13 protein-coding genes and 1 pseudogene are annotated in these 23,585 nt (G+C 45.8%); 6 read left to right on the top strand and 8 right to left on the bottom strand.

Going from position 1 to position 23,585, the window contains the following annotated elements:
• Positions 1–276 precede the first annotated feature (276 nt).
• The 6 genes from AC0L6N_RS16025 to AC0L6N_RS16000 all read left to right on the top strand — a co-directional run bounded on the left by AC0L6N_RS16025 (position 277) and on the right by AC0L6N_RS16000 (position 10,904).
• The gene (locus tag AC0L6N_RS16025; protein ID WP_473475931.1) at positions 277–2,058 is read left to right on the top strand and encodes a sensor histidine kinase; all 1,782 of its coding nucleotides are present in this window, start codon (positions 277–279) and stop codon (positions 2,056–2,058) included.
• Positions 2,055–3,401, top strand: coding sequence for a sigma-54-dependent transcriptional regulator (locus AC0L6N_RS16020; protein WP_473475930.1), 1,347 nt, complete (start codon positions 2,055–2,057; stop codon positions 3,399–3,401). The genes AC0L6N_RS16025 and AC0L6N_RS16020 overlap by 4 nt, the downstream gene beginning before the upstream one ends.
• 271 nt (positions 3,402–3,672) lie before the next feature.
• Entirely contained in the window at positions 3,673–6,681 is a 3,009-nt protein-coding gene (locus AC0L6N_RS16015) for a TonB-dependent receptor domain-containing protein (protein ID WP_473475928.1), read from the top strand.
• Between the two features lie 48 nt (positions 6,682–6,729).
• Complete coding sequence (locus AC0L6N_RS16010) at positions 6,730–7,638, top strand: hypothetical protein (protein WP_008301765.1); 909 nt, start codon at positions 6,730–6,732, stop codon at positions 7,636–7,638.
• Positions 7,639–7,679: 41 nt separating this feature from the next.
• On the top strand, positions 7,680–9,134 hold the full coding sequence (locus AC0L6N_RS16005) for an SLC13 family permease (RefSeq protein WP_473481357.1): 1,455 nt from the start codon (positions 7,680–7,682) through the stop codon (positions 9,132–9,134).
• Positions 9,135–9,215: 81 nt separating this feature from the next.
• On the top strand, positions 9,216–10,904 hold the full coding sequence (locus AC0L6N_RS16000) for an NAD-dependent malic enzyme (RefSeq protein ID WP_473475926.1): 1,689 nt from the start codon (positions 9,216–9,218) through the stop codon (positions 10,902–10,904).
• Between the two features lie 188 nt (positions 10,905–11,092).
• On the opposite strand, the pseudogene AC0L6N_RS15995 reads toward AC0L6N_RS16000, so the two are convergent.
• The 8 genes and pseudogenes from AC0L6N_RS15995 to AC0L6N_RS15960 form a co-directional block, all read right to left on the bottom strand.
• Positions 11,093–11,455 (bottom strand): annotated as a pseudogene (locus AC0L6N_RS15995) (Tn3 family transposase); the annotation flags it as partial.
• 121 nt (positions 11,456–11,576) lie between these two features.
• Positions 11,577–12,863 (bottom strand): tyrosine-type recombinase/integrase, encoded by a 1,287-nt coding sequence (locus AC0L6N_RS15990; RefSeq protein ID WP_473475923.1) that lies wholly within the window; start codon positions 12,861–12,863, stop codon positions 11,577–11,579.
• A 551-nt stretch (positions 12,864–13,414) separates the two neighbouring features.
• The gene (locus AC0L6N_RS15985; protein WP_473475921.1) at positions 13,415–14,773 is read right to left on the bottom strand and encodes a M24 family metallopeptidase; all 1,359 of its coding nucleotides are present in this window, start codon (positions 14,771–14,773) and stop codon (positions 13,415–13,417) included.
• Positions 14,774–14,913: 140 nt separating this feature from the next.
• The gene (locus AC0L6N_RS15980; RefSeq protein WP_473475918.1) at positions 14,914–16,236 is read right to left on the bottom strand and encodes a M24 family metallopeptidase; all 1,323 of its coding nucleotides are present in this window, start codon (positions 16,234–16,236) and stop codon (positions 14,914–14,916) included.
• Between the two features lie 60 nt (positions 16,237–16,296).
• On the bottom strand, positions 16,297–17,694 hold the full coding sequence (locus tag AC0L6N_RS15975) for a M24 family metallopeptidase (protein ID WP_473475916.1): 1,398 nt from the start codon (positions 17,692–17,694) through the stop codon (positions 16,297–16,299).
• Between the two features lie 19 nt (positions 17,695–17,713).
• The gene (locus AC0L6N_RS15970) at positions 17,714–18,997 is read right to left on the bottom strand and encodes a M24 family metallopeptidase (RefSeq protein ID WP_473475914.1); all 1,284 of its coding nucleotides are present in this window, start codon (positions 18,995–18,997) and stop codon (positions 17,714–17,716) included.
• Entirely contained in the window at positions 18,994–20,430 is a 1,437-nt protein-coding gene (locus AC0L6N_RS15965; RefSeq protein WP_473475912.1) for a M20/M25/M40 family metallo-hydrolase, read from the bottom strand. Before AC0L6N_RS15965 ends, AC0L6N_RS15970 begins: the two co-directional genes overlap by 4 nt.
• Positions 20,431–20,514: 84 nt before the next feature.
• Complete coding sequence (locus AC0L6N_RS15960) at positions 20,515–23,532, bottom strand: TonB-dependent receptor domain-containing protein (protein ID WP_473475909.1); 3,018 nt, start codon at positions 23,530–23,532, stop codon at positions 20,515–20,517.
• Between the last annotated feature and the right edge of the window lie 53 nt (positions 23,533–23,585).

The raw sequence follows: 23,585 nt of genomic DNA, 5'->3' as shown, positions 1-23,585 counted from the left end.
ACAACACCTACCATAGCAGAACTGAGAATAGGTGCCCTTGTGATCACTTTAAAGTATAGCTGGGTGGGAATAGAATCTTTGGCTTCAGCAACGGTTAACGTCATTTCAAGAGTGAAATGTCGTCCAATGCGGCGATTAGGATAAAATTGGCAAAATCAGTTTGGATAAGGGGCTTTTTTACGGCGTATTACTTTTGGGAATGCGAGCTTTATTAATGTTACTTTGAAATCGGTGTGTTAACAGGATATAAATGCCTCAATAAATCTGGGGAAAACTATGTACCGTTCTGTCACTTTAGCGTTGTGTTTTGTGTATTTGCTGGTTGTTGGCGGGGTGTCTTATACTCAGGTCGTGCGTGCCGTAAAACAGGAAGCCGAGCAAAAAATTCAGGATGTGGCCAGTCGATTAGAAATTCAGTTGGACAAATACCGTACCTTGCCCCGAGTGTTGGTTTTACATCCGGCCATTAGTGAACTGCTGGCAAATCCGGTGGAAGATAATGTACGCAGCGTCAACCGCTTGCTCTCTACCTATAATCAATCACTTTCTAGCGATGCGGTGTATCTGATGTCGCGCGAAGGCGTGACGTTGGCAGCGAGCAACTGGCAACAGTCTGACAGTTTTGTTGGTAGTAACTATGGTTTTAGACCGTATTTTCAGCAGGCGGTGAATGGTGACGAGGGTAGCTACTTTGCGCTGGGAACAGTGTCACGCAAACGGGGGTACTATTTTTCGTTTCCCGTACGACGTGATAGTGATATCACTGGTGTACTGGTAGTAAAGGTGGCACTGTCGGTGATTGAGGAATATAACGCCGAAGCTAATGCACCATTCATTGTAACCGACGACCACGGTGCCGTGTTCTACAGCTCTCACCCCGAATGGAACTATACGTCATTGGTCGCTTTGCCCAACGCGGTAAAAGCTGAAATTATCCATCAGCGACAGTATGGTACCGGTTCATTGCTTAAACTCACCGACAAAACTGCCTTGCAAGATGTGCTCATCGCTGAATCTCTTACACTGGAATATAAAAATAAGCTGCGTACTTACTTGATTGCAGAGAAAACCCTGCCGGAAGTTGGCTGGCATCTGATTGTTCTGACCCCCATTATTAAAGTGTATGTGTTGGTGACCAGCATACTTTTCGGCGCGCTGGTGTTATTCATTCTGGTGGCTTTGCTTAGCATGATATGGCGGCGAAACAACATTGCTCAACGTCAGTTGGCCGCTGTGAATGAACAGTTGGAACATCGGGTTGAGCAGCGTACGGCGCAGTTACAGGAAACTAATACGACGCTAATGGACACTATAGACATTCAACGAGAAACTGAACAACGACTGAAGGAAACCCAGAACGAGCTGATTCAGGCTGGCAAGCTGGCGTTACTGGGGGAAATGTCGGCTAGCATCAACCACGAGCTAAACCAGCCATTAACCGCCATGCTGACGTACAGTGAAACCCTAAAGCTGATGATTACGCGGGGCAAAACCGAAGGTATTGGCGAAACCACCGACGAAATTATCGCGCTGATCCGGAAAATGGCCACCATGGTGGCGCAGTACAAGCTGTTTGCCAGGAAGTCGGCGGGTAAAATTGGCCCCGTTCTGGTGGCAGATACACTCAGTGCATCCCTGTCAATTCTGGAAACGAAAATCAGTAAAATGGCGGCGGAAGTTCACATTCAGCCTTACGACACTACTTTGCTGGTGCTGGCGGAAGCCGTACCGCTCGAACAGGTGTTGGTGAACCTGCTGAATAATGCTTTGCAGGCGCAGGAAGCGGTCAGCCAGCCACGCATCGACATCAGCGTTACCGACAAAAAAGCGAATGCTGTGATTGCCGTGAAAGATTGCGGGCAGGGCTTTTCCGAGGAACAATTACAGAAAGTTTTTGAGCCGTTTTACACCACCAAAGGTAAAGGATTAGGGCTGGGGTTAACGATCTCTAAGCGTATTATGGCATCCTTCGGTGGTACCATCGCGGCGACAAATCACCCTCAGGGTGGTGCCGTGTTCACCTTAATTTTACCGATTAAACAAGAGCCAGAAGTATGAGTATTCCGATTTATATCATCGACGACGAACCGGCAATTTTAAAGGCGCTAAAGCAACTTCTTTCCATCGAAGGTTACGAGGCTGAAGTATTCAGTGATGCCCGCGAGGCGTTGAAAAAGCTTGATCGCGATTGGCCTGGCGTGGTGCTTTCAGATATTAATATGCCGGGTATCGACGGGGTGGAATTTCTCCGTGAGGTGCTCAAGGTTGATTCCGAGTTTTCGGTGGTAATGCTCACGGGGCACGGTGACATTTCCACCGCCGTTGAATCTATGCGCCTGGGCGCTTACGACTTCATTGAAAAGCCGTTCTCCAACGAACACATTCTGGATGTGCTGAATCGCGCGGGTGAAAAACGTGCATTAGTCTTGGAGAACCGTGAACTGAAAGATGAGCTGGACGCGCAGACCGGAGCGGGCCCTCGTCTATTGGGGAACACTCACAAAATAAAAGTGCTGCGGCGCTTACTCGTGCAGATTAAAGATATTCCCGCTGATGTGCTGATTCGAGGCGAAACCGGCTCAGGAAAAGATTTGGTCGCCCGCTTTTTGCATTACAACAGCCATCGTAAGAACGAAAATTTCGTGGCAATTAACTGCGGCGCCATTCCGGAAACCATGATTGAAAGTGAATTGTTCGGCTTTGAAGCCGGTGCTTTTACCAGCGCGCAGAAGAAACGAGTAGGTAAGATTGAACATGCCAATGGCGGCACGTTTTTTCTTGATGAAATTGAAAGTATGCCTATGGCTTTACAAATCAAGTTACTGCGTGTGTTGGAAGATCGTCGTATTGAGCCACTTGGCAGCAATCGCCATGTGGATTTGGATATCCGAGTTATTGCCGCGGCCAAAATTGATTTGCTGGAACTGGTGGGAAAAGGTGAATTTCGCGAGGATTTATTCTATCGCCTGAATGTGATTAACGTTGAAATTCCGCCGCTGCGTGAACGGAGAGAGGATATCTCGCTATTGTTCCAGCATTACGCAGCGCTGGCCAGTTCACGTTTTCACACCGACGCACCGCGGCTGACCAATGACCAACTGGCGCGCCTGCAACAACATAACTGGCCGGGCAATATTCGGGAGCTACGCAATGTAGCTGAGCGCTTCGTGTTAATGGGCGGGCAAACGGTGTTCGATGAACCTGCGGGTGGCGACATAGACGATGCCACGACGCTGGCAGAGAAGGTGGGGCAATACGAACGCGATGTTCTGGAAGCGGCGTTACGTGAACACGATGGCAGGCTTATCGATGTGCAGCAGCAACTCGGCCTACCGCGCAAAACCCTGTACGACAAAATGCGCAAATACGGGCTGGTAAAAGCCGATTTCAAGTTGTCCTGAGCTCAATTCAAGAAAATGGGTGGATTCCCACCCACCACCTCGTATTCCACGAGTGACATCCCGCCGATTTTACTAAACTTGTAACATGCACATTATTACTAAAACTCATTAACCATCTGAAAATTATGGATTTTATATTTTAGCTGTCGGTGTGGCAAGGTCCTTGCTTTATGTTGCATTGATGTAACAGTTGTTGCTGAATTTTTAATCTTTTAACAATTGTGCATCTTTTAGACTGAGGACACATTTAAACACTCTGTAAGGTAAAACAATGATTAATAAGATTACCCAAGTGATTCGCGCACGGCGCAGCCTGGTAGCGCCTGCTTGCATGCTGGCAGTGGCATCATCTCTGACAGCCTACGCACAAGCCCAAACTACGCCAACAGAGGATTCTGACATTGAGAAAATTTCTGTTGTTGGTTCCCAGATTAAGGGCGCTGAAATCAGTGAAGCGTTAGCTGTATCGCAACTGGACGCCGAAGATATAGCCACAATGGGCATCGATTCCGGCGATGACTTGCTGCAACTGATCCCAGAAAACGGTCAGAACTTTTTTAATGAAGCCGGCAACATCAGTGGTGGCGTCAACGCTGCTCGAGGAGATGTCGGGGCGTTCAACTTACGCAACATCGGCACCGGTAACACGCTAGTGCTGATCAACGGTCGTCGTATGGTGAATTCGGCGTCGTACCAAACTGAGGAAGTAGGCGGTAGCTTCGTTCCGGTTAACTCAGTGAACTCCCAACTTATTCCTGTTTACGGTGCTAAACGTGTAGAAGTATTACGTGATGGTGCATCAGCGATTTACGGGTCTGATGCTGTGGCTGGGGTAGTGAACACAGTGACATCGACCAATTTCCAAGGTTTTGATATCCGCGTTAAATGGCAGGAATATGAACATTTGCCGCGTGATGACCAAACACTGTCGATGCACTGGGGCAAAACCTTTAACGGCGGTAAAACCAATATCGGTGTGATCGCTAATTATTACCAGCGTGACCGGGTCAATTCTCAGGACGATCCTCGCTGGACCAACGCAGACCTTACCGACCGCCTGCCCACTGATTCGCCGTGGTACGGTCATTCAGAATGGGACTCAACCAGCGCTAACTCACTGTACGGCCAGTTCGATATGGTTGACCGCGTGACGTCAAGCAATCCATTACGTGCAGATGGATTAGTGGATAACAGCGGTGAGTTTGAAACCTATCCGGCAGGTGATGATCGCTGTGCCTGGGATCTAGGCAACGGCTTATGTGCAGCGCCGGATGGTCAGGGTACCGTGCGCTTCAACATGAACCAGGATCGCGACCTGACTTCTAAGCTGGATCGTACCAATCTGTTTATCAACCTGAACCATACTTTTGAAAATGGGTGGGAAGCGTTCTCTGAGTTTCTTGGCTACCGCTCCAATACCAACTTACGCCGTCATCCTACCGCGTCATTTTCATCATCAAAACTGGTGGTTGCGGCAGACAACTACTACAACCCTTTTGGCCCGTGTGGCTCGCCTAACCGCGTGGATAACGCCGCAGTAGAGGCGGGGGTTTCGTGTGACGGCGCCGCACTGACCATCGACAACTACCGCTTTGCCGAATATCCACGTATTGTTGAGAATAGCGGCGAAACCTTCCGTCTTCTGCAAGGCCTGCGCGGATACTGGGGAGAGTGGGATTGGGAAACGGCGGTCTCGTGGTCAAAGGACACCAAGGACGACGTAACACATAACCGTGTATCCAATACACTGATGCAGGAAGCGTTAAACGACACGAGCGCTGCCGCTTACAACCCGTTTTCTGCTGGTGTGAATTCAAACATAGAACGTGCGTTAATTGACGTATACCGCAAGAGCGAATCAGAGCTGAAAACCTTTGATATTAAGTTTTCTAACCCAGGCATTTATGAATTACCTGCGGGTTTCGTTGGCTTTGTAGCAGGCATGGAATATCGGCATGAGTCGTTCAAAGACGACCGTGATCCGAGGCTTGATGGTACCATTCAGTTTACCGATGCAGATGGAGATACCTATCCGTTTGTGTCAGACGTGGTGAATTCCAGCCCGACGCCGGATAATTCAGGTCATCGTGCAGTAAGTTCGGCGTTCGCGGAGCTACAGGTGCCGGTACTGGAAAACCTCGATGTGCAGGTGGCAGTTCGTTACGAAGATTTCTCTGACGTCGGTGACACCACTGTAGGCAAAGTTGCATTCGGTTATCGCCCAATTAAACCTGTATTACTACGTGGTTCATGGTCGCAGGCATTCCGCGCGCCGAACCTAGTAACTATTAATGAGGAAATCGTCGCCCGTACGCAAACTCGTACCGATTACGCGTGTTTGTATGGGGCGGTAAATGGTGGTGACCCAGATCAGGATACACTGGATTGCTCCTACTCACTACAGCGTATCGCGCAGGGCAGTCAGGAGCTGAAACCCGAAGAATCTGACAATACCTCCATTGGTATTGTGGTGGAGCCGCTGGAAGGCCTTGCTATCACCCTAGATTATTGGTCTATCGAGAAGAAAAACACCATTGGTCTGTTCGGTGAAGAAAATCACTCGTTGCTGGACTTGTTGTACCGCCTTGAGCAGGGCACTGAAAACTGCGATAGCGCCACCTTTAATAACAGCCTCAACCGGGGAGATATCGACCCGGATGAAGCTGCATACTACAGCGCAGCAGGCATCTGCCCAGCAGGCCAAATCAACTACATTGATGACCGGTATGCCAATCTCGATAAGCGTACTGTAAGTGGTCATGATTTGGGCATTTACTACAACATCAAAACTGATTATGGTCGCTTTAAAATTGACTATAACGGTTCCTTCCTCGATAAGTTCGAGCAGGAAGCCGGTGGTTTGGCAACGCAGTTAGTGGCTGCCAGCGAGAGTGGTGTATTACCTGCCAGCTTCCCCGTTACCGGATTTGCAGATCTGATTGGTCGCAACGGTAACCAGAAAGAGAAACACAGTCTGCGATTAATGTGGCGTGGTGATGTGTTCGGTGCGTCGCTGTCGGGCTATCGTATCGGCAGTTTCTATCAAAGTGAACTGACACTGGAAGATGGCACCCGTTTTGTGATTCCAGCAATGACCACCGTTGATGCGACGTTTGACTATAAAACTCAGATCCAGGAAGTGGATACCCGGTTCCGTCTGGGTGTAAAAAACTTGACTGACAAACGCGCACCACTGGCAGCCGCGAGCTTCGGTTTCTTTAACGATGCGCACCGAGACTATGGTCGTTATTTCTATATGGATGTAAGCGCAAGCTTCTGATTTTTCTAACCCGGCGGCACCCTGCCGCCATATATTAAGTTGGTTATTATGATAAAAAATATTTTCCTTGCCGTTTGGTTTTGTTTGCTGGCAGTCACCCAAACCGCCTGCGCTGCTTCCACACTGTGGCAAGATAACGCAGTAGGTAGCTACACCTTCACCAAGTGGGCGGGTGGCAAAATTGATGTGGAATACATCGTGCCAAAAGGCTCGGATGCAGACACAAAAATTTTGCTGGTCGTGCCTGGCGCCCGCAGAAATGCAGATGACTACCGTGACCAGTGGTTATCTCTGGCGCAGAAGAATCAGTTTATTGTATTGGCGATTGGTTGCAGCCTTCAGGTATGTGAAGACGAATATCAATACAATTTAGGAGGAATTACTACGCCTCTGGGAGCAACGCGTCCGGAATCGGTACAGTTCTATAACGTACCAGAGAAGGTGTTTCACGACTTTGTGAGCCGTTTTGGTTCCACTCAGGAGACCTTTGCCCTTTACGGTCATTCTGCCGGTGGTGGTTTTGTGCATACCTTCATGCTGGCAAAACCTCACGCCCCGGTGTCCCATGCGGTCTCGGCCAATGCGGCGTTTTTTACCTATCCTGATCCTTCGCAATCATACCCTTTCGGTCTGGAGAACAGCCCGTACAGCGACAGAGATGTGGATACCTGGTTACAAAAGCCAATGACTATAATACTGGCGGATCAGGACATGGGGCCTCGTACGAAAACAATCAGTAACAGCCCGGCAGCGAATAAGCAGGGACGTAACGTATTCGCCCGTGGTCTGGCGTTCTATGCGAAAGCGATGAATGTAGCGGTAGATAAAGATATCAAGCCTGCATGGCAGATTGAAGTAGTGCGTGGCGTGGGTCATAACAGCACCAAAATTGTACCATTTGCCTTCAAATATCTGTTCCCTGAATTCGCTGATGGTCACAGGGGAAATAAACAGTGAGTGATTCTATTTCCACGCAATCCGCGCCCAGAAACGAAGTAATACATCGCCCGACACATCAGAAAATAGGCCTCATTCTGGGGCCACTGGCCTGTTCGCTGCTGATGTTGATGCCTGCCCCTGAGTCACTTAACCCAGTGGCATGGTCAGCGGCAGCCGTTGGGATCTGGATGGCTATCTGGTGGTCAACTGAGGCGGTACATGTAGCGGTGACCGCCTTGTTGCCATTGGTACTGTTTCCGCAGTTGGGCATTCTGGATATCAAGTCTGCGTCTGCACCGTACGCCAATCCGACGATTTATCTATTTCTGGGCGGCTTTATGCTGGCGCTGGCGCTACAGAAGGCCAATCTGCACAAGCGCATTGCGTACTTTATTTTAAGTTATGCCAGCAGTTCGGCGCGCTCCATTGTGTTGGGATTTATGGTTGTGAGTGCCATCCTGAGTATGTGGATGACCAATACCTCGACCACCATGATGTTGCTGCCCGTCGCCTTGTCAATTCTGTCTACGATGGAAGGTGAGCACTCGCACTTTAATCCTACACAACGGAAAAATTTCCAGCTTTCATTGTTGTTAGGCATTGCCTATGCTGCCACCATTGGTGGTATGTCGACGCTGGTCGGTACACCTCCAAATGCCTTTTTGGTAGGCTTCATGAACGACACCTACAATGTGCAACTGGATTTTGCCAAATGGATGCTTATTGGCATTCCTTTAAGCGTTACCTTGCTGCCGGTGGCATGGCTGTCGCTGACCCGCTGGATCTACCCAGTGGATTTCTCAACGCCTGAGGCGGCGAAAATGCAATTGGCCGATCAACGTAAAGCGTTAGGTCCTGTGCGCAAGGAAGAGTGGCGTGTCGGTTTACTTTTTCTTGGGGTTGCCGCCGCATGGATGACTAGACCATTGCTAGCCAAATGGCTGTCGCTTGACGGACTGTCTGATGCTGGAATTGCCATGACTGCGGCAGTGCTGCTGTTCATTATTTCCAATGGTAAAGGTACTGACAGTAAAGAAGGAGCTTTACTCGCCTGGGATGATATGAAAGCAATTCCCTGGGGCATTCTGGTCCTTTTCGGTGGTGGTTTAAGTTTGGCCGCAGCAGTGTCCAATACCGGTCTAGCGCAATGGCTGGGTGAAGGCCTAGTGAATATCGATGCATTCGGCATGTTGTTTCTGGTGCTGGCAGCTACTACGCTAGTGATATTCCTTACTGAGCTAACCAGTAATCTGGCGACTGCTGCCACCTTTCTGCCGGTTGTGGCGGTAATTGCGCTGGAAATGGGCGGTGAGCCGATGACGCTGATCCTGCCGGTTACTTTGGCGGCTAGTTGTGCCTTTATGCTGCCGGTAGCCACACCGCCAAATGCCATAGTGTTTTCATCAGGCTATATCAGCATCGCGCAAATGGCACGAGCGGGATTTGCGCTGAATATCCTCAGTGTATTACTGGTGACTGCTATCTCGGTATGGCTGGCGCCTCTGGTGTTCTAAGTCAGTACGTCCACCGTTTTTTCCAATAACAACAATCATTACAATGCCTGGTGAAAAGCCGGGCATCGGCTAATAATCATTATGAATCAGAAACAAAATAAACCTCTGTACCTTTATCACGCTGGCCCCAAACTGCTCGACATGCCGCTACTCAATAAAAGTAGTGCATTTAGCGAACAGGAGCGAATCGCTTTTAATCTGGAAGGTCTGTTGCCGCCACGTTACGAAACCATTGATCAGCAGCGGGAGAGGGCGTATATGCAATATCAGGCCTGTACCTCGGATATGGCCAAGCACATTTTTCTGCGAGATATTCAAGATACCAATGAAACCTTGTTTTTCCGTTTAATCAATGAACATATCGAAGAGATGATGCCAATAATCTACACGCCCACGGTGGGTGAGGCCTGCGAAAAGTTCTCTGATATTTACCGCAGTGCCCGTGGTCTGTTTATCTCCCATCACCTGCAGGATCGCATTGATACCATTTTGCATAATGCCACCAAGCGTAACATCAAGGTCATCGTAGTGACTGACGGAGAGCGCATACTTGGATTAGGTGATCAGGGCGTGGGGGGCATGGGTATTCCGATTGGAAAGTTGTCGCTGTACACCGTGTGTGGCGGTATCAGTCCGGCCAATACACTACCCATTATGCTGGATGTCGGCACCAATAATCCGGCTTTGTTGGAAGATCCAATGTACATGGGCTGCCGTCACCCGCGTATCAACCAGGCTGAATATGACGTATTTGTCGACAAGTTCATGCAGGCCGTGCGTCGTCGCTGGCCTAAAGCATTAATTCAGTTTGAGGATTTCGCTCAAACCAATGCCACGCCAATCCTAAGCCGTTACCGTGAAAGCTACTGCTGCTTTAATGATGATATTCAGGGAACGGCCGCGGTTGCAGTGGCAACCATGCTGGCAGCCTGTAAAGCCAAAGCGGTAGCAGCGTCTACCCAGCCGTTAGTTATTGTGGGTGGGGGCTCGGCAGGTTGTGGCATTGCCGCACAGTGGATGCGAAGTATACAGGCCGAAGGCCTGTCAGAGGAAGCCGCGAGAGCCAAGGTGTATGTGATTGACCGTGATGGCCTGATCACTACCCGGGCAACGAATCTCCCGGACTTTCAGCACGCGGTGGCACAGGATTTAGCAAACTTTGACGGATGGGAAGGCGATTATGCGCCCGGGCTACTCGAGGTTATTAACACAGTAAAACCGGGAATTCTATTGGGTGTGTCGGGCTGCGCGGGCTTGTTCTCGGAAGAGGTAGTGAAGGCGATGCATCAGCATACAGCGCAACCGGTGATTTTACCGCTCAGTAATCCGTCGCGTTGTGCAGAATCTACGCCAGAGGATATATATACCTGGACTAACGGCGAGGCGATTGTCGCTTGCGGTAGCCCGTTTGCTGATGTTGAACTTAATGGTCGCACATTGCCCGTCAGTCAGTGCAATAACAGTTATATTTTCCCTGGCATCGGTTTGGCAGTGGTAAGTTGTAACGCCAGACGGGTGACCAATAACATGCTGATGGCGTCAAGCCTGGCATTGGCAGAGGCTTCACCACTGGCCATTCACGGTGAAGGGGCATTATTGCCACCATTGAGCGGGATTAAATTATTGTCTGTAGAAATTGCCAAAAGAGTAGCTATGGCGGCGATTGCTGATGGAGTTGCACCTGTGCGTACTGAAGAAGAAATACAGATGTGTATTGAGGCGACACAGTGGCAGCCGGAATATCGTGAATATCGGCGCGTGGCCAGCTGATCGATCCTGTTCGCTCTGTCAAGTAGTTCTAAGTTCGGCCGAGGATACCTTAAGTTTGTAAGCTGTCCTTTCCGTACGAAGGGAAATTAAGTTCTAAGGTGATAACTATCGCGCAATAAATTACTACAATTACCATCTTAGTAGGACAGGGTGCAAGTTTACATGGGGATATTACGTTTAGGCGAATTGTCATTCATGACCTTCAATACCTGTTGTCTGACTACCGAAAAGGGCTGATCATTATCGATGTTCTCATCCGCAAACAGGTGCAGTAACTCTGCGGCTTTGGTGACATTCTCCGCAACTGACTGCCACGACTGGAATACTGCCTGCTGAGCAAATGTATTGGCGGCTTCCTCTTGTCTTCGGATATGGAAAATGAACTCGTCGGTCAGACATTCCAGTGCCAGCTGTATGCGCTCTGTCAGGTGACATAGCAACCAAAGGTGTTGCAGTGAGCGTTTGAATCGTTTGAGTTTACTATCATAATAGACGATGAGTTCAACGAAGGGTTGGCGATTTTTCAGATCCAGGTTAAGTCCATCGATAACCTCTCTTGTTTAGCGAGTTAAGAATACCACCAAAAGGCAGTTGTTTGTCTATGCCCAGTTAACCATGAGTGGTGCACTTATTATCTGAATTCCGGTATACAATTTTGTGTAGTTATAAGTTTTAAATACAACCTCTCTGCCGATAATTCGCAGCCCATTCTTTAGCTTTACTTGCGAAAATCTCCTTTGTTTCATCAGGCACATCAAATCTATCTTTAATTTCTTTAATCTCAACAGGCATATCAACACCTGATAATTGGTTACTATACATCTTAGGAACAACGTGGCTGTAGTGTTGTTCTATCATCTGAATGCTGGTGCCGCATTGTCTTGAAAGTACATCGATAGAGACGCTTTGGGCTATCAACTCCCAAGTTATATATGTATGCCTAAGTGAATACATAGTGCGAGTACCAGCGGGAGAGTCTTTCAACTCTGACTCTTTAAGGAGTCTAGCGAATGCAGGGCCTATTTCTTTAGTAGTTTCGCCGTTAGGTAGGCGGAATATAAGGTCAGATGCTTTTCTACTCTTGTGAATTAATGTCATGAGTTGGATAACATCAAATATAGCTTGCTTACAAACGACTTGGCGAGTACCAGTATGTTTCGTAGTTTTACCTTTCCTTACCGTGATAAAGAAGCGGCTTTTGTGGCCGTGGGATTCGACCTGAATATCTCCCCAAGTCAAATTATCTAGCTCCGTTCCTGGCCTCAATCCAGTATTTATCGCAAACTCCATATAGAAATAAAGTAGTTGCCTGATATCAGCAGTTATTTGCTTTCTGCTGTTCTTAATCATTGCGGCGTTTTTATTTAAAAGGCGATCATATTCTTCAGGGGTAAATGATGCCCGTCTGGTTCCTTGAGTGCCTTTGTTTGATAATACCGGTACTTGTATTGGAAGTATCCACTGATTTTCGATTGCTTGCTTAAAGACCATTTGCAGTGCTGCGTTATGATTTAGGATTGTAGACTTAGCGAGTACACGTCCCGCTTCTTTGATACGCCATAGATCAAAATCTCGAAGTTTCTGCTGATCTATCGATGTGATATAAGTTCGGGCGAAGTAGGGGATATGATACTTGTTTAGTGCATTAATATAGTCTTTATAAATGACCTTACCACCTCCATGTGCAAGCTCATTCTTCATATCAGATATAGCCTTTTCAGCGACATCCCGAAAGCGCTTACTTTTGGTTAAAGTACCTTGCTCAGCCTTAATGCGGCTCTCAATCATGATGTAATGTGCTTTGGCAATAGCTTGGTCTTTGTTATCTGCTTTCTCTTTCGTAGATTTGCAGTACCACTTGCCAAAGAGTTGGAATCTAGCGTACCAATATGGACTATTATCTTGCATGAAAATATAAAGCGTATGATCTATATTGTGTCTTTGCAGTTGAGTTGTCATCATTTTCCTAACAGGTAGCATTTGCAAAGAATTTGCAAAGTGCCTAATGAGTATTTTAACTCATTGTTTTAAAATGACAATTATATGCATGATCTTTTCAAAATCCGTTGCTGAATAAGCGTGGCGGTTCGAGTCCGCCCACTGGTACCATCTCTTTGTTGTCTACACAAAGAGATACACAAGCCGACTTCAAGTCGGTTTTTTTGTATCTGGGATTTGGGTTCTTGAATTGTTGGTTGTATTGAGTACAGCGTTAACACATCCCTGATGAAGTTCCCCCAGCTCAGACGTCCATGTCTGGTCGTTCATCGGGGCGCTGCTGCGCAGTCATAAAATCCCGCTTCACCCCTGATGATTGGGACCCAGCCACCGCATCCATGCGGCGTCGTTCAGCTCGGCGGAGCTTTGTTCCTAAAATTACGAGCTTCATCCCTGATGATAGGCTCCCAGGCAATGCTTCCTTGCTGTATTTCTTCCCAATTCAGGTGATTTAGTTTTCTCTCACCCTGACGGATTTACCTAGCAAAACAGGATAACCAAAAAGGGATTTGTTAATGAGGATTAGTTTTACTTGGAATCAGTATCAAAGATTGCTGCGGTGACGTTAAAAATTCAGCACCATCTTTTGTAATAACAACCATTTCCTCTACTGAAATTGTTTTAGTCTTTTGTTCGTTACTACCTGGGTAATACCAACTATAGAAACCGTCATAGGCAAATGTCATACCTACATCAAGTTTTTGATTGGACGTAGCTCGAATACCAAGGTTAGGGCCTGTGTCATGTGCTACATAACCTACAGGATGACCGGTGCTCCACATTACAGGCAATGAACCGGATGCCTCCATCACAACTTGCTGAGCTTTGTGAACACTCCTACCGGTTATGCCTGGTTTCATCGCTGCAAACGCAGCTTTGCTGCCTGCTAAGGCGCTATCCCAAGCATGCTGCATATCTAGAGGCGCTGCACTTTCACCTTCTTTTAATACGTATGCAAAGCGCTGGATATCTGTAACCCATTGGTCAAATACTCTGATCCCAAAATCTATTTGAATAATATCACCTGGTTGAATCACTCTATTTGTAGGGTGAGAATGTCCACGGTCTGGGCCTGAGTTAACTGCAGGATTCTGATCAGGTGACCATCCATCCTTCACACCAGCGTCCGCTATCTTTTGTTTCAGAAATGATGCAATGTCTTTATCTGTTGTAACTCCTGGTACTACGCTTTGGTAAGCCTCATATTCCCAACTTGAAGTAACTGATGCAGCTTTTTTCATTATCGCTACTTCTTCAGGTAGTTTTCGGGCTAACCAATAATTTATCAAAGGTTCTGCCGAGACTAATTGGATGTCAGTACCTTTTAACGCTTTTATGACTAAAATATACTGTGAATGGCTTAAGCCATCAGATTGTGGGTTTTCACTGAAGCTATTTACCGCAATCTCGCCTTGCATACTTTGGGTTTTTAACCATTGAGCAGCAGCGTGTATGGCACTGTCTGTTTTCCCAACATCAATAACTTCATCAAAGGTGTTTAATTCCTTAAGTGACGTGGATTCACTCACAGGGGAAAATGCTCGAGAAAACACGCCAGATTTAGTTCGACTGAATAACACCACAGCAGTTCCTCCGGCGTTTTCACAACCCACATGTATTGCTAAGGGATCGTTATCATTTTCACGACAAACAATTAACCAATTACTTATTTTAGTCATGTCCATTGCTGTAGGGAGTAGTTCGGCCACTCGTTTTTTGCGTACATCTGACCAAGGAGATACTTCTTTAGCCGTCAATTCCGCCAAATCTTTTTCAATACCCTTACTAGTGAATTCATCTGCGTGACCGTTGAAAGCAGATATTCCAGCACCTAGTAAGACAACTAATAAGGAGGGAGACATAAATCTCATAATGGTTTCTCTTTTTAATAAATTTTGATAGGGAAGGTCAGCTTTTAAGCGTTCGACTTTGGAGGCATCACTGTTCTTTCATAAGAGACAGCAATGCTTCCAAATGGAGGATTTTCATAAATGATGTTTAGCTATTTCATTTAATTAGAAGAAATTAAATAGAATTTCTTTTGCCTATCATCAATGTAGCTTACGCTTTTACCGTTAAAAAATGCATCTTCTTCAAGCATGATACGAATTTCCTTGTCCCACTCCGGAATGTAGCTAGCTGAATTTAATTCAATGGAATATGCCGTGTTTTCATACATGGGATAATCACCTTTAACTGGCAACCCCTCCTGAGCATCCCACATGCCGATGGTCGGGCCGGCAGCGTGACCGTGAAAACCCAATGGGTGAGTGTATATTGACGGTTTAATGCCTTCTTGAATTGCCTGCTCTCTGGACAACCTTAAAATTTCATTTCCACTGCGGCCTTGCTTGAAGTTTCCTGTCAGAATGTCTTGCAATCGGTTACTGGTAGCTAACGCTTTAACGAGCCCCGCGGGTGCCTCAACTTCTCCAGGCTTAAGTACATAAGCATGTTGCTGCTGATCGGTGTTTAAACGCAAATACGTTATCCCAAAATCAACATGTAGTAAGTCACCTGGTTGAATTATGTTCTCACCTGGGCGTTTACTAAAAGCTTTAATTTGGTCGAATTTTTCGTTATCTGCACGTTGAATGGAAACGGTAGGATGAAACCAGTTTTCAACGCCAATTGCTTTACTCTGATCTCTGAACCACCAAACTACATCGTCAGTTGTTGTCTCACCAGGAGTCACAACTTCGTTTGAAAAAGCGGTGGAAATCAGTTTGTGCCCTATTTTAGCTAGCGTTGGATAGTACTCCATTTCTAGTTTGCTACGTGTTTCTAACCATCCTATTGCAAGTTTCTCTGCAGAAACGACTCTTGAACGAAATTTTTCAGACAGTGCAGCTAAAAATTTATCGTTCTCAGTACTACTCATGCCGTCAGATAATGCGAAAGCCTCTGATACATTTATACCGATTCGTTTAGGCGCTCGCGCTTCTATTACTTTAGCCAATGCTGCCCATTGATTTGGTTGCGCGTCTTTATCCCACGCTTTTTTGAAGGTATCACCTACTGCGTATCGTGCTACGGCCAATTTTTCAAGGGGCTTACCTTCACCTGGATCGAAGATCACTAGCATTGTATGTCTTCTGGCAGAAATCCACGTTGATGGCAGCATCGTTTTAATGACGGGATCTTCGTTGTATTCTCGAGACATAATAACCCACATATCGATGTTTGTTCGGCGCATTAAACCGGGTAAAACGTCCTCAAAACGCTGCTTTAAAATACTGTCTATCACTTCAGCTCTTTCTTTCATACCTGCGACTTCTGCCGCTGAAGTTGGTAAGCATGTCAAAATAAGAATAAATATTAAAATACGACGCATATCTTCAGATCCTTTTACTTAAAAATTATATTTGTTATTAGTTTATGTTCAGCTAGCGATTTATCTTGGAATTAAGAGTAATTCCGTTTGTCTACCATCGATGTAATAAAAGCTATCACCAGTGAAATAGCCGTCTACCTCCAACATAAAACGCACTTTTTGATCATTCCACTCAGGAACAGCCTCAATTGCGTTCAACTCAATGGAATAAGCTGTATTAGCGCGCATGCGATAGTCGCCTGTTCCTTTTGAACCATTTTGCTGTTCCCATGAACCTATTGAGGGCCCGGCACCGTGGCCATGATAACCAATAGGATGAGTGTATATCGTTGGTGTTAAGCCGTTATTCACTGCCTCTTTTCTCGCAGCAAATAGAATTTCATTTCCGCTACGACCCGTTTTAAAATTATTGGTTAGCGCATCTTGTACTTTATTTGCCGCATAGAGTCCTTCGCGTAATCCTTTAGGCGCAGACATTTCATTAGGTCGACGAACATAAGCCATCTGTTGAGTGTCCGTTTTTAAACCCATGTAGCTCATACAAAAATCCACATGAACTAAATCCCCCGGGAGAATGATATTTCCATTCTCTAACACCATCTTTTCAATATCGAAGGTGGACATGCCAGCACGTTGCACACTGACGCTAGGTTGGCACCAAGGGGAAACTTTTAGCTGCGCGAGCGTTTCGCGATACCACCATACAACATCGTCTGTTGTCGTCACTCCGGGTGTGATTACCTCCTCAGAAAGTCCGCGTTCAACAATACGGTGTGCGACTCGCATAATGCTTTGATACGTTGCCATTTCTGCTGGAATACGCGTTTCCAACCAGCCTATAGCGAGTGAATCCTTCGAAACTAAACGCTCTTCAAGACTTTTACCTAATGCGTTTTTTAATTGTCGGTATTGGCTAACAGATAATCCATCGGCCAATGGGAACGTATCAGAGATGTTTACCGCTATGCTTAAAGGATTTTTTTCTTTTACTATTTCAGCCACTCGCGCCCATTGATCAGGCTGAACATCAGGATCCCAAGCAGATGGGAATAGATCTCCTACCGGATAACGAGCAACCGCTAGGCGTTCGACTCCTTTGTTTTTACCTTGATCGTGAAATATAAGAACCATTCGTCTTCTAGCTGACATCCAAGTGGAGGGCAACATAGTCTCTAATACAGGATCTTCATTATATTCCCTGGCGATAATAAGCCACATGTCTACACCAGCTTCTCGCATCAATTCTGGTATAAGGAGATCTAAACGTTGCTTAAGCCAATTATTTTGGACCGTCGCTCGCTGTTGCAAGCTAGGTAATCCAGGCATGGTAGGAGCAAAAACGGGCATACTTTTAACTAATTCATTTGGAGCAGAATTAGCTGCACTAACAAATGTACCTAAGTAAAACATAACAGCTATAAGTACGACTGCGTTCTGCTTAAATTTTTTAATATTCATTTTTTTCTCGGGTATTTAATCAGCCAATCGGCTGTTCGATAGAAGAGGGAGGGTGAGAGAACCATTTGGGCCCATCGCTTGTTATATAAAGACAGTCTTCTAAACGGACCCCATAACTCCCAGGCACATATAATCCAGGCTCATTAGACAAACACATTCCGGGCGCTAAGGGAGTCTTCTCATTGCGTACAAAATTAATGGGTTCATGAATGTCCAAGCCTATTCCGTGGCCGGTGCGATGAGACAAACCAGGGAGTCGATAATCGGGCCCGTAACCCACTTTCTGGTAATATTTTCGTACGGCTATATCTACCTCGCCGGCAGGTGTGCCAACCTGAGCAGCTGTGAATGCAATCTGTTGCCCTTTGTGAACATGATTCCACAGTTTCTCCTGATCAGGAGTTGCATCACCGAAGACGAATGTACGAGATATGTCTGAACGATAACCGCCTACAGAACAGCTAAAATCCATCAATATTATTGACCCGCTATCAATATACTCTGGTTCCTTCGAGCCGTGCGGCAAAGCACTACCCTTGCCAATTTGAGCACCTCCTGCTGGGTTTTCACCTCCGAGCTTAGATTGAGCGAGATACATTAGACTTATAACGTCTTCTCTTCCCATACCTTTCTCTATTAGTGGATGAACTGTTCTATAAGCTTGCATTGTTACATCGCTAGCTTTTTGCATCAGTGCTATCTCTGTTGAAGACTTGATCATACGGCAATTATTTACTTCTATACGCGCTGATGTAATTGATAAATTCGGGGACATTGTTGCTAATTGATGCGCTACGAAATGTCTGACCGATTCATCAAGACCTAGAGTCAGCTCTGAGATTTTCTGGCTTTTGAACCAAGACGCGATAAGTTGAAAAGGGTCCTCATCTTCTTCCCAAGTCAGAATATCAGCCGGCATATCAATCAACTCTCTCAAACGACTCTCTTCGAACGCAGGGGTAATAAACATTAAATTACCATCCGCAGGGATTATAACGGCGGTAATACGTTCACTAATCCACCATTTCACACCGGTAAAGTACTCTAAGGTTGAACCAGGTTCGATTAAAACCGCTGCATGGCCTTGTTTTTTCATTCCAAGACGAAGCTTATCTCTACGAGCTTTTCTCTCAACGGATGTAATCAGTTCTGCTTTTGCAGTGATTGAATGCAAATTGCCAAGCCCACTTTTTGTCGTATTTAAGTTCGACAAAGAACTGTTACCAAAAACACCGGCCGAAGTTGAAGCCAGAGTTAGGGCACTGCTAACCTTTAGAAATTCTCTTCTATTAAAGCCTTTCATTCGCTTTTATCGCCTCCCACACGGCGAATAACATAGTCCCAGTAATCCATTTCTTTTAGAAACGATTTAATTGGAATCCGTTCATCAGTTCCATGTGCTCGGCTATCATCAGGCCGCACTAAAGCTAGACTACCTGCGCCATATGTTGGAATTCCCGCACTTCGATACTCGCGACCTTCAGTACCCCCTGAAGACATGGTAGGTTGAATAGTGATGTTGGGATAATTTATGGCCACGCCAGCTTGGAGAATAGCGGTGATGTCTTCTCTTATTGGAGACGCTGGACTTTCTACAGATTGGCCTTGCTGTTCAATTGAAACGTTTTCATTACCAATTGCTTTAGATAATTCGTTTCGAACATGTTCAACACCACCTGTGTCTGGAAGGATGCGACAATTTACCGTTGCTTTTGCATCTTGAGGGAGGGCGTTTTCTGCATGACCTGCTTTAAGCATAGTAGCGACACAAGTCGTCCACATCATATTTGAGAATTGAGGGTATTGCTCCATTACAGCAATTGCCTCTTTATTTTTCGGATCATTTAATAACGTTTCTAATGCATTTGATACGTCGCCCCCTTCTCGCTCAGCGACCGATTGAGCCATAGACTTGGTAATTTCATTAAACTGAACAGGGAATTCCAAAGCTTCTACTTTTAAAAGTGCGCGAGAAAGATCATATATTGCATTTTCAGGTCGAGGGACCGAACTGTGTCCTCCAGAATTTTTAGTAGAAACGATAAACGTTGCAAATGTTTTTTCTGCGGCTTGCATTGAAAAAGCAACGGCTGTTCCATCACGTGTCATTGTGCCGCCGCCAGCGTCAGAGTTGAGTGCGTACTCAGCGTCTCTGACAAAAGGATGTTCAAGTATTTTACGGGTTGTTAGCATACCAGTCTCTTCATCTCCAGCGAATGCTAAGACAAGATCACGCTCTGGTTGGTAACCTGCGGCTTTCAAATTGGCAAAAGTAGAAACTAATAATGCGACACCAAATTTATTGTCTTGCGTTCCGCGGCCATAAAGGTAGCCGTCAATCATTTCGGGGGTATAGGGATCTGTTTCCCAATTTTCCGCCAACGCATCTACTACATCCATGTGCGCTAAAAAAGCGACTGGCGTCAAATTGCTGCTAGATTTTCCCGCGTATCGCACGATTAATCCATTAACAGACTCTCCATCTATGTTTATGGGAACGCGAACAATATCTTTTTCTGTAAAGCCTGCTTCAACTAGCTTATTTACTAAGACATCAGTCATTGCAGAAACCTGCCCATACCCTTTAGCCGTTCGATAAGGAATGAGTTTTTGAAGAAGACTTTCTGCATCCGCTTTTTGTTGCGAGGTTACTGCAGCATGACCGTTACCTGATATTGAAAGGATAGAAGCTGCAACAAGTAATTTTGCAGTTTTGGAAATAGTTCTAAATTGCATAAATGCACCTATTAATATTTTGAATATGGAAAACAGGATGCGAAGTGTTTGGCACACTTCACATCCTTAACCGTTAAGAAAAACTTAGATTTGGTAAGTGAAACCCATAAATATGGTACGCCCAACCGCATCGTAGAATTGAGGGTAAGTGTTACCGTTGCCACCATCTTCAATTGCAGAAGATGTAGTCAAAGGTGGATCGCGGTCTAAAATATTATTAATGCCGAGCCTAATTGAGGCTTCGTCGTTCAATACATAACCAGCAGATAGATCAAAGTAGCTTCTTGCGCCGAGTGTTTTGTTTACCTGTGCAAAACTACCAACTAAGGCCTCCTGTGAACTGGTTTGAGCAATATCAACAGCTGAAACGTAACGCCAAGTCAAGCTCAATGATAAATCGTAGGGAGTTGCCCAACTCATTAGCATTTTATGGCGCCATTCCGGACGTGGACGGCCACATAATCCTGCATACAGCCCTTTACAGTCGTAGACTTCAGAGCTAGTAGAGTCAGGCAGAGGAGTTGATTTAAATTCATCTAAATAAGTACCAACGAAGTTAACTTTAACGTCACCCATATCGCCTACTTCAAAGGCGTAGTCAGTAGTCAGGTCGAAGCCTTTAGTCTCAAGTGAGCCGGTATTAATATTAAATCGCTCAAAATAACCATCCTCGAAAAGATAAAGCGAACTACCTTGTCCACGCTTGATAAGGTCGCAGAAATAGTCATTTCCGGTTGCCAAACAATTGCCCATCGCTAAATTAGGATTAACGCTGCCGACTAAGTCCTCTACTTCTATATCAAAGTAATCAACTGAGACGGTTAAACCTGATAATAACTCTGGGCTAAAGACCAACCCAAAAGAATATGTATTGGCTGTTTCAGGTTTTAATGCTTCGCTACCGCCAACTAAGGTATTGAACTGTCCAGCTGGGTTATCTTGTATATTTCCATATTCAGCAGCAGTAACACCTGTTCTAGCGCATTGCTCTAATGTAGCGAAAGGAGTTTCGCCTGAGCAAGGATCAAATGAACCATCAACATTTTGAGTCAAATCAACCTCAAATCGTTGTTGACTAGAAAATAATTCAACGACATTAGGAGCTCGCACCGCTTTTTGAAAACTTCCGCGAAAGCGCAGATTTTCAATCGGCGACCAGTTTAGACCCAATTTGTAGGTATTAGTCTCGAAGTCGCTACTGTAATCAGAGTAACGGTATGCTGCTTCGATGCCCAAGCTTTGCATCATTGGTTTATCATTAACTAGCGGAATATTAAACTCCGCAAATACCTCCTTAACAGACACGTCTCCGCTTATAGGTAATTCAGGCGTCACAGCCGTTCGGTATATTTCATCAGGAACATATTCTAATGTATTTTCACGATATTCCAGACCGCCAGCTACACCAACTGCATAGTCGGCCCAGGGCGATTTAATACCCCAGTCATCTAAGTCCGCGTTAACCGAAAATACGATATTCTTCAAGCCAGTGTCACCTGTAATTCCTTTACTTTCTAAAACATAAGCGGTTGCTTCAGGTGAAGCACCGTTTGGTCCAAAATAGTCCAGAGGTGAGCAGTCTATAGCGTCATTAGTGGGATCGGCATCTGCATTAATAGCGCAAACGGGTTGACCAAATGTTGAGGAGCCATCCCGTTGATCGGTGACAACATTCAACGCATTTCCCAGGCGATTTCTATTAGCATCACCTTCGAATCTACTGCGATAAGAGACATTGGCATAGGATGCAAATAAATCATATTCGAACGGACCCGCTAAATGTCCCTCTGTGCCGATGACGATACGAAAGCTTTCGTGGCGTATTTCATCTTGTCTAGGTCCACCTTCAACATTACGCCGGCGGATTAATACCCCTTCAGCAACAGCGTCAGGGCCTAAATAGTTGCCTGAAGCATCGTAATTTCCATTGGTGGATAAGCCCCCTGCACCACATAAAAAGTCAGCTTGTTGAGCACTCATTAGTGGGTTATCACAGTTTATTCCACCTATACTGCCAAAAATCCCACCGGATACTGTACCTGGGGCAATTTGAGCTGTGGAGCTATCATCCATGTAACTCATTTCTAAATAGGGAGCGAAATGGTCGTTAACTTCCATATGAGCTAAGGCCCCTACCGAATAGCGTTGGTCAGGACGTTGATAGTAATTAAAAGGCGCATAGTTGAAAACTGAACTACCTTCAGCAAACTCTCCGTTATCTACTCGAAATCCAGTTGGTACACCATTGATGCCACTCGTATTAGATAAATTGGCTGGATACGAATAGCCTGACCCGCCGCAAGCGAAACGTTCGCCTCTGTCACCATCTGCTGCTAAAGCACAGGCAGAAAAATCGCGTTCACTTTGTAGGATAGGCTCTACTTCACGATAATTAGCATAAACAGTTATATTTCCTCGATCATCTTCAAAATTTGTGCCCATTACCATTGAATACTCTTGCCCGAAGCCATCCCAAACAGAACTGCTAGGTTTAGGGAACTCATTTTCGTCCAAGAGATTCTGCAAATTGTCATTATCATTGTTGTGCTGTGCAGTGGTTAATGTTGTTGTAAATTTCATCCCTTCAAAATCATCAATTAGTTTGAAGTTCACAACGCCCGCTATGGCGTCAGAACCATAAACAGCAGATGCACCACCGGTAAGTACTTCGACCGACTTTATTAAAGAGGAGGGAATTTGATTTAAATCTGAAGGCACAGAAATAGGAGAGCCATATGGTAAGCGCCGCCCATTAACCAATACTAAAGTGCGATCTGCAGATAATCCCCTCAGATCTACCTGAGCAGTACCCGTCGCTTCGTTGGATGCGCTAGAGCCTTGAGCTGCAAATACTTGAGGTAAAGCATTTACTAAGTCTTCCGTGCGGATTACACCGCGAGACAGAAACTCCTCAGCGTCTACTGTTGTAATTGGACTGACACTTTCAGCATTTGCTGATCGTATTCGAGAACCAGTTACAATAACTTGTTCAATAGCACCGTCGGCATCATTATTTGCTTCTTGCGCAATGACTGGCATTGAAGAGAGCGAACTAAAAAGCGTCGTCGCTGCTAAAGCAGTTACGATTTTTGTGTGTTTCATAGGATCCCCTAGGCTATTTTAATATGCAGCACGTCATGTGCTGCGGTTGGTTT

This window comes from Paraglaciecola sp. G1-13 (assembly GCF_055809255.1).
The sequence above is the reverse complement of the archived record's forward strand: the minus strand, read 5'-3'. Positions and strand labels throughout refer to the sequence as shown.

Coding starts and splice junctions, on each gene's coding strand:
- AC0L6N_RS16025 (WP_473475931.1), top strand. CDS start 277: ATGTACCGTTCTGTCACTTTAGCGTTGTGTTTTGTGTATTTGCTGGTT.
- AC0L6N_RS16020 (WP_473475930.1), top strand. CDS start 2,055: ATGAGTATTCCGATTTATATCATCGACGACGAACCGGCAATTTTAAAG.
- AC0L6N_RS16015 (WP_473475928.1), top strand. CDS start 3,673: ATGATTAATAAGATTACCCAAGTGATTCGCGCACGGCGCAGCCTGGTA.
- AC0L6N_RS16010 (WP_008301765.1), top strand. CDS start 6,730: ATGATAAAAAATATTTTCCTTGCCGTTTGGTTTTGTTTGCTGGCAGTC.
- AC0L6N_RS16000 (WP_473475926.1), top strand. CDS start 9,216: ATGAATCAGAAACAAAATAAACCTCTGTACCTTTATCACGCTGGCCCC.
- AC0L6N_RS15990 (WP_473475923.1), bottom strand. CDS start 12,863: ATGACAACTCAACTGCAAAGACACAATATAGATCATACGCTTTATATT.
- AC0L6N_RS15985 (WP_473475921.1), bottom strand. CDS start 14,773: ATGAGATTTATGTCTCCCTCCTTATTAGTTGTCTTACTAGGTGCTGGA.
- AC0L6N_RS15980 (WP_473475918.1), bottom strand. CDS start 16,236: ATGCGTCGTATTTTAATATTTATTCTTATTTTGACATGCTTACCAACT.
- AC0L6N_RS15975 (WP_473475916.1), bottom strand. CDS start 17,694: ATGAATATTAAAAAATTTAAGCAGAACGCAGTCGTACTTATAGCTGTT.
- AC0L6N_RS15970 (WP_473475914.1), bottom strand. CDS start 18,997: ATGAAAGGCTTTAATAGAAGAGAATTTCTAAAGGTTAGCAGTGCCCTA.
- AC0L6N_RS15965 (WP_473475912.1), bottom strand. CDS start 20,430: ATGCAATTTAGAACTATTTCCAAAACTGCAAAATTACTTGTTGCAGCT.
- AC0L6N_RS15960 (WP_473475909.1), bottom strand. CDS start 23,532: ATGAAACACACAAAAATCGTAACTGCTTTAGCAGCGACGACGCTTTTT.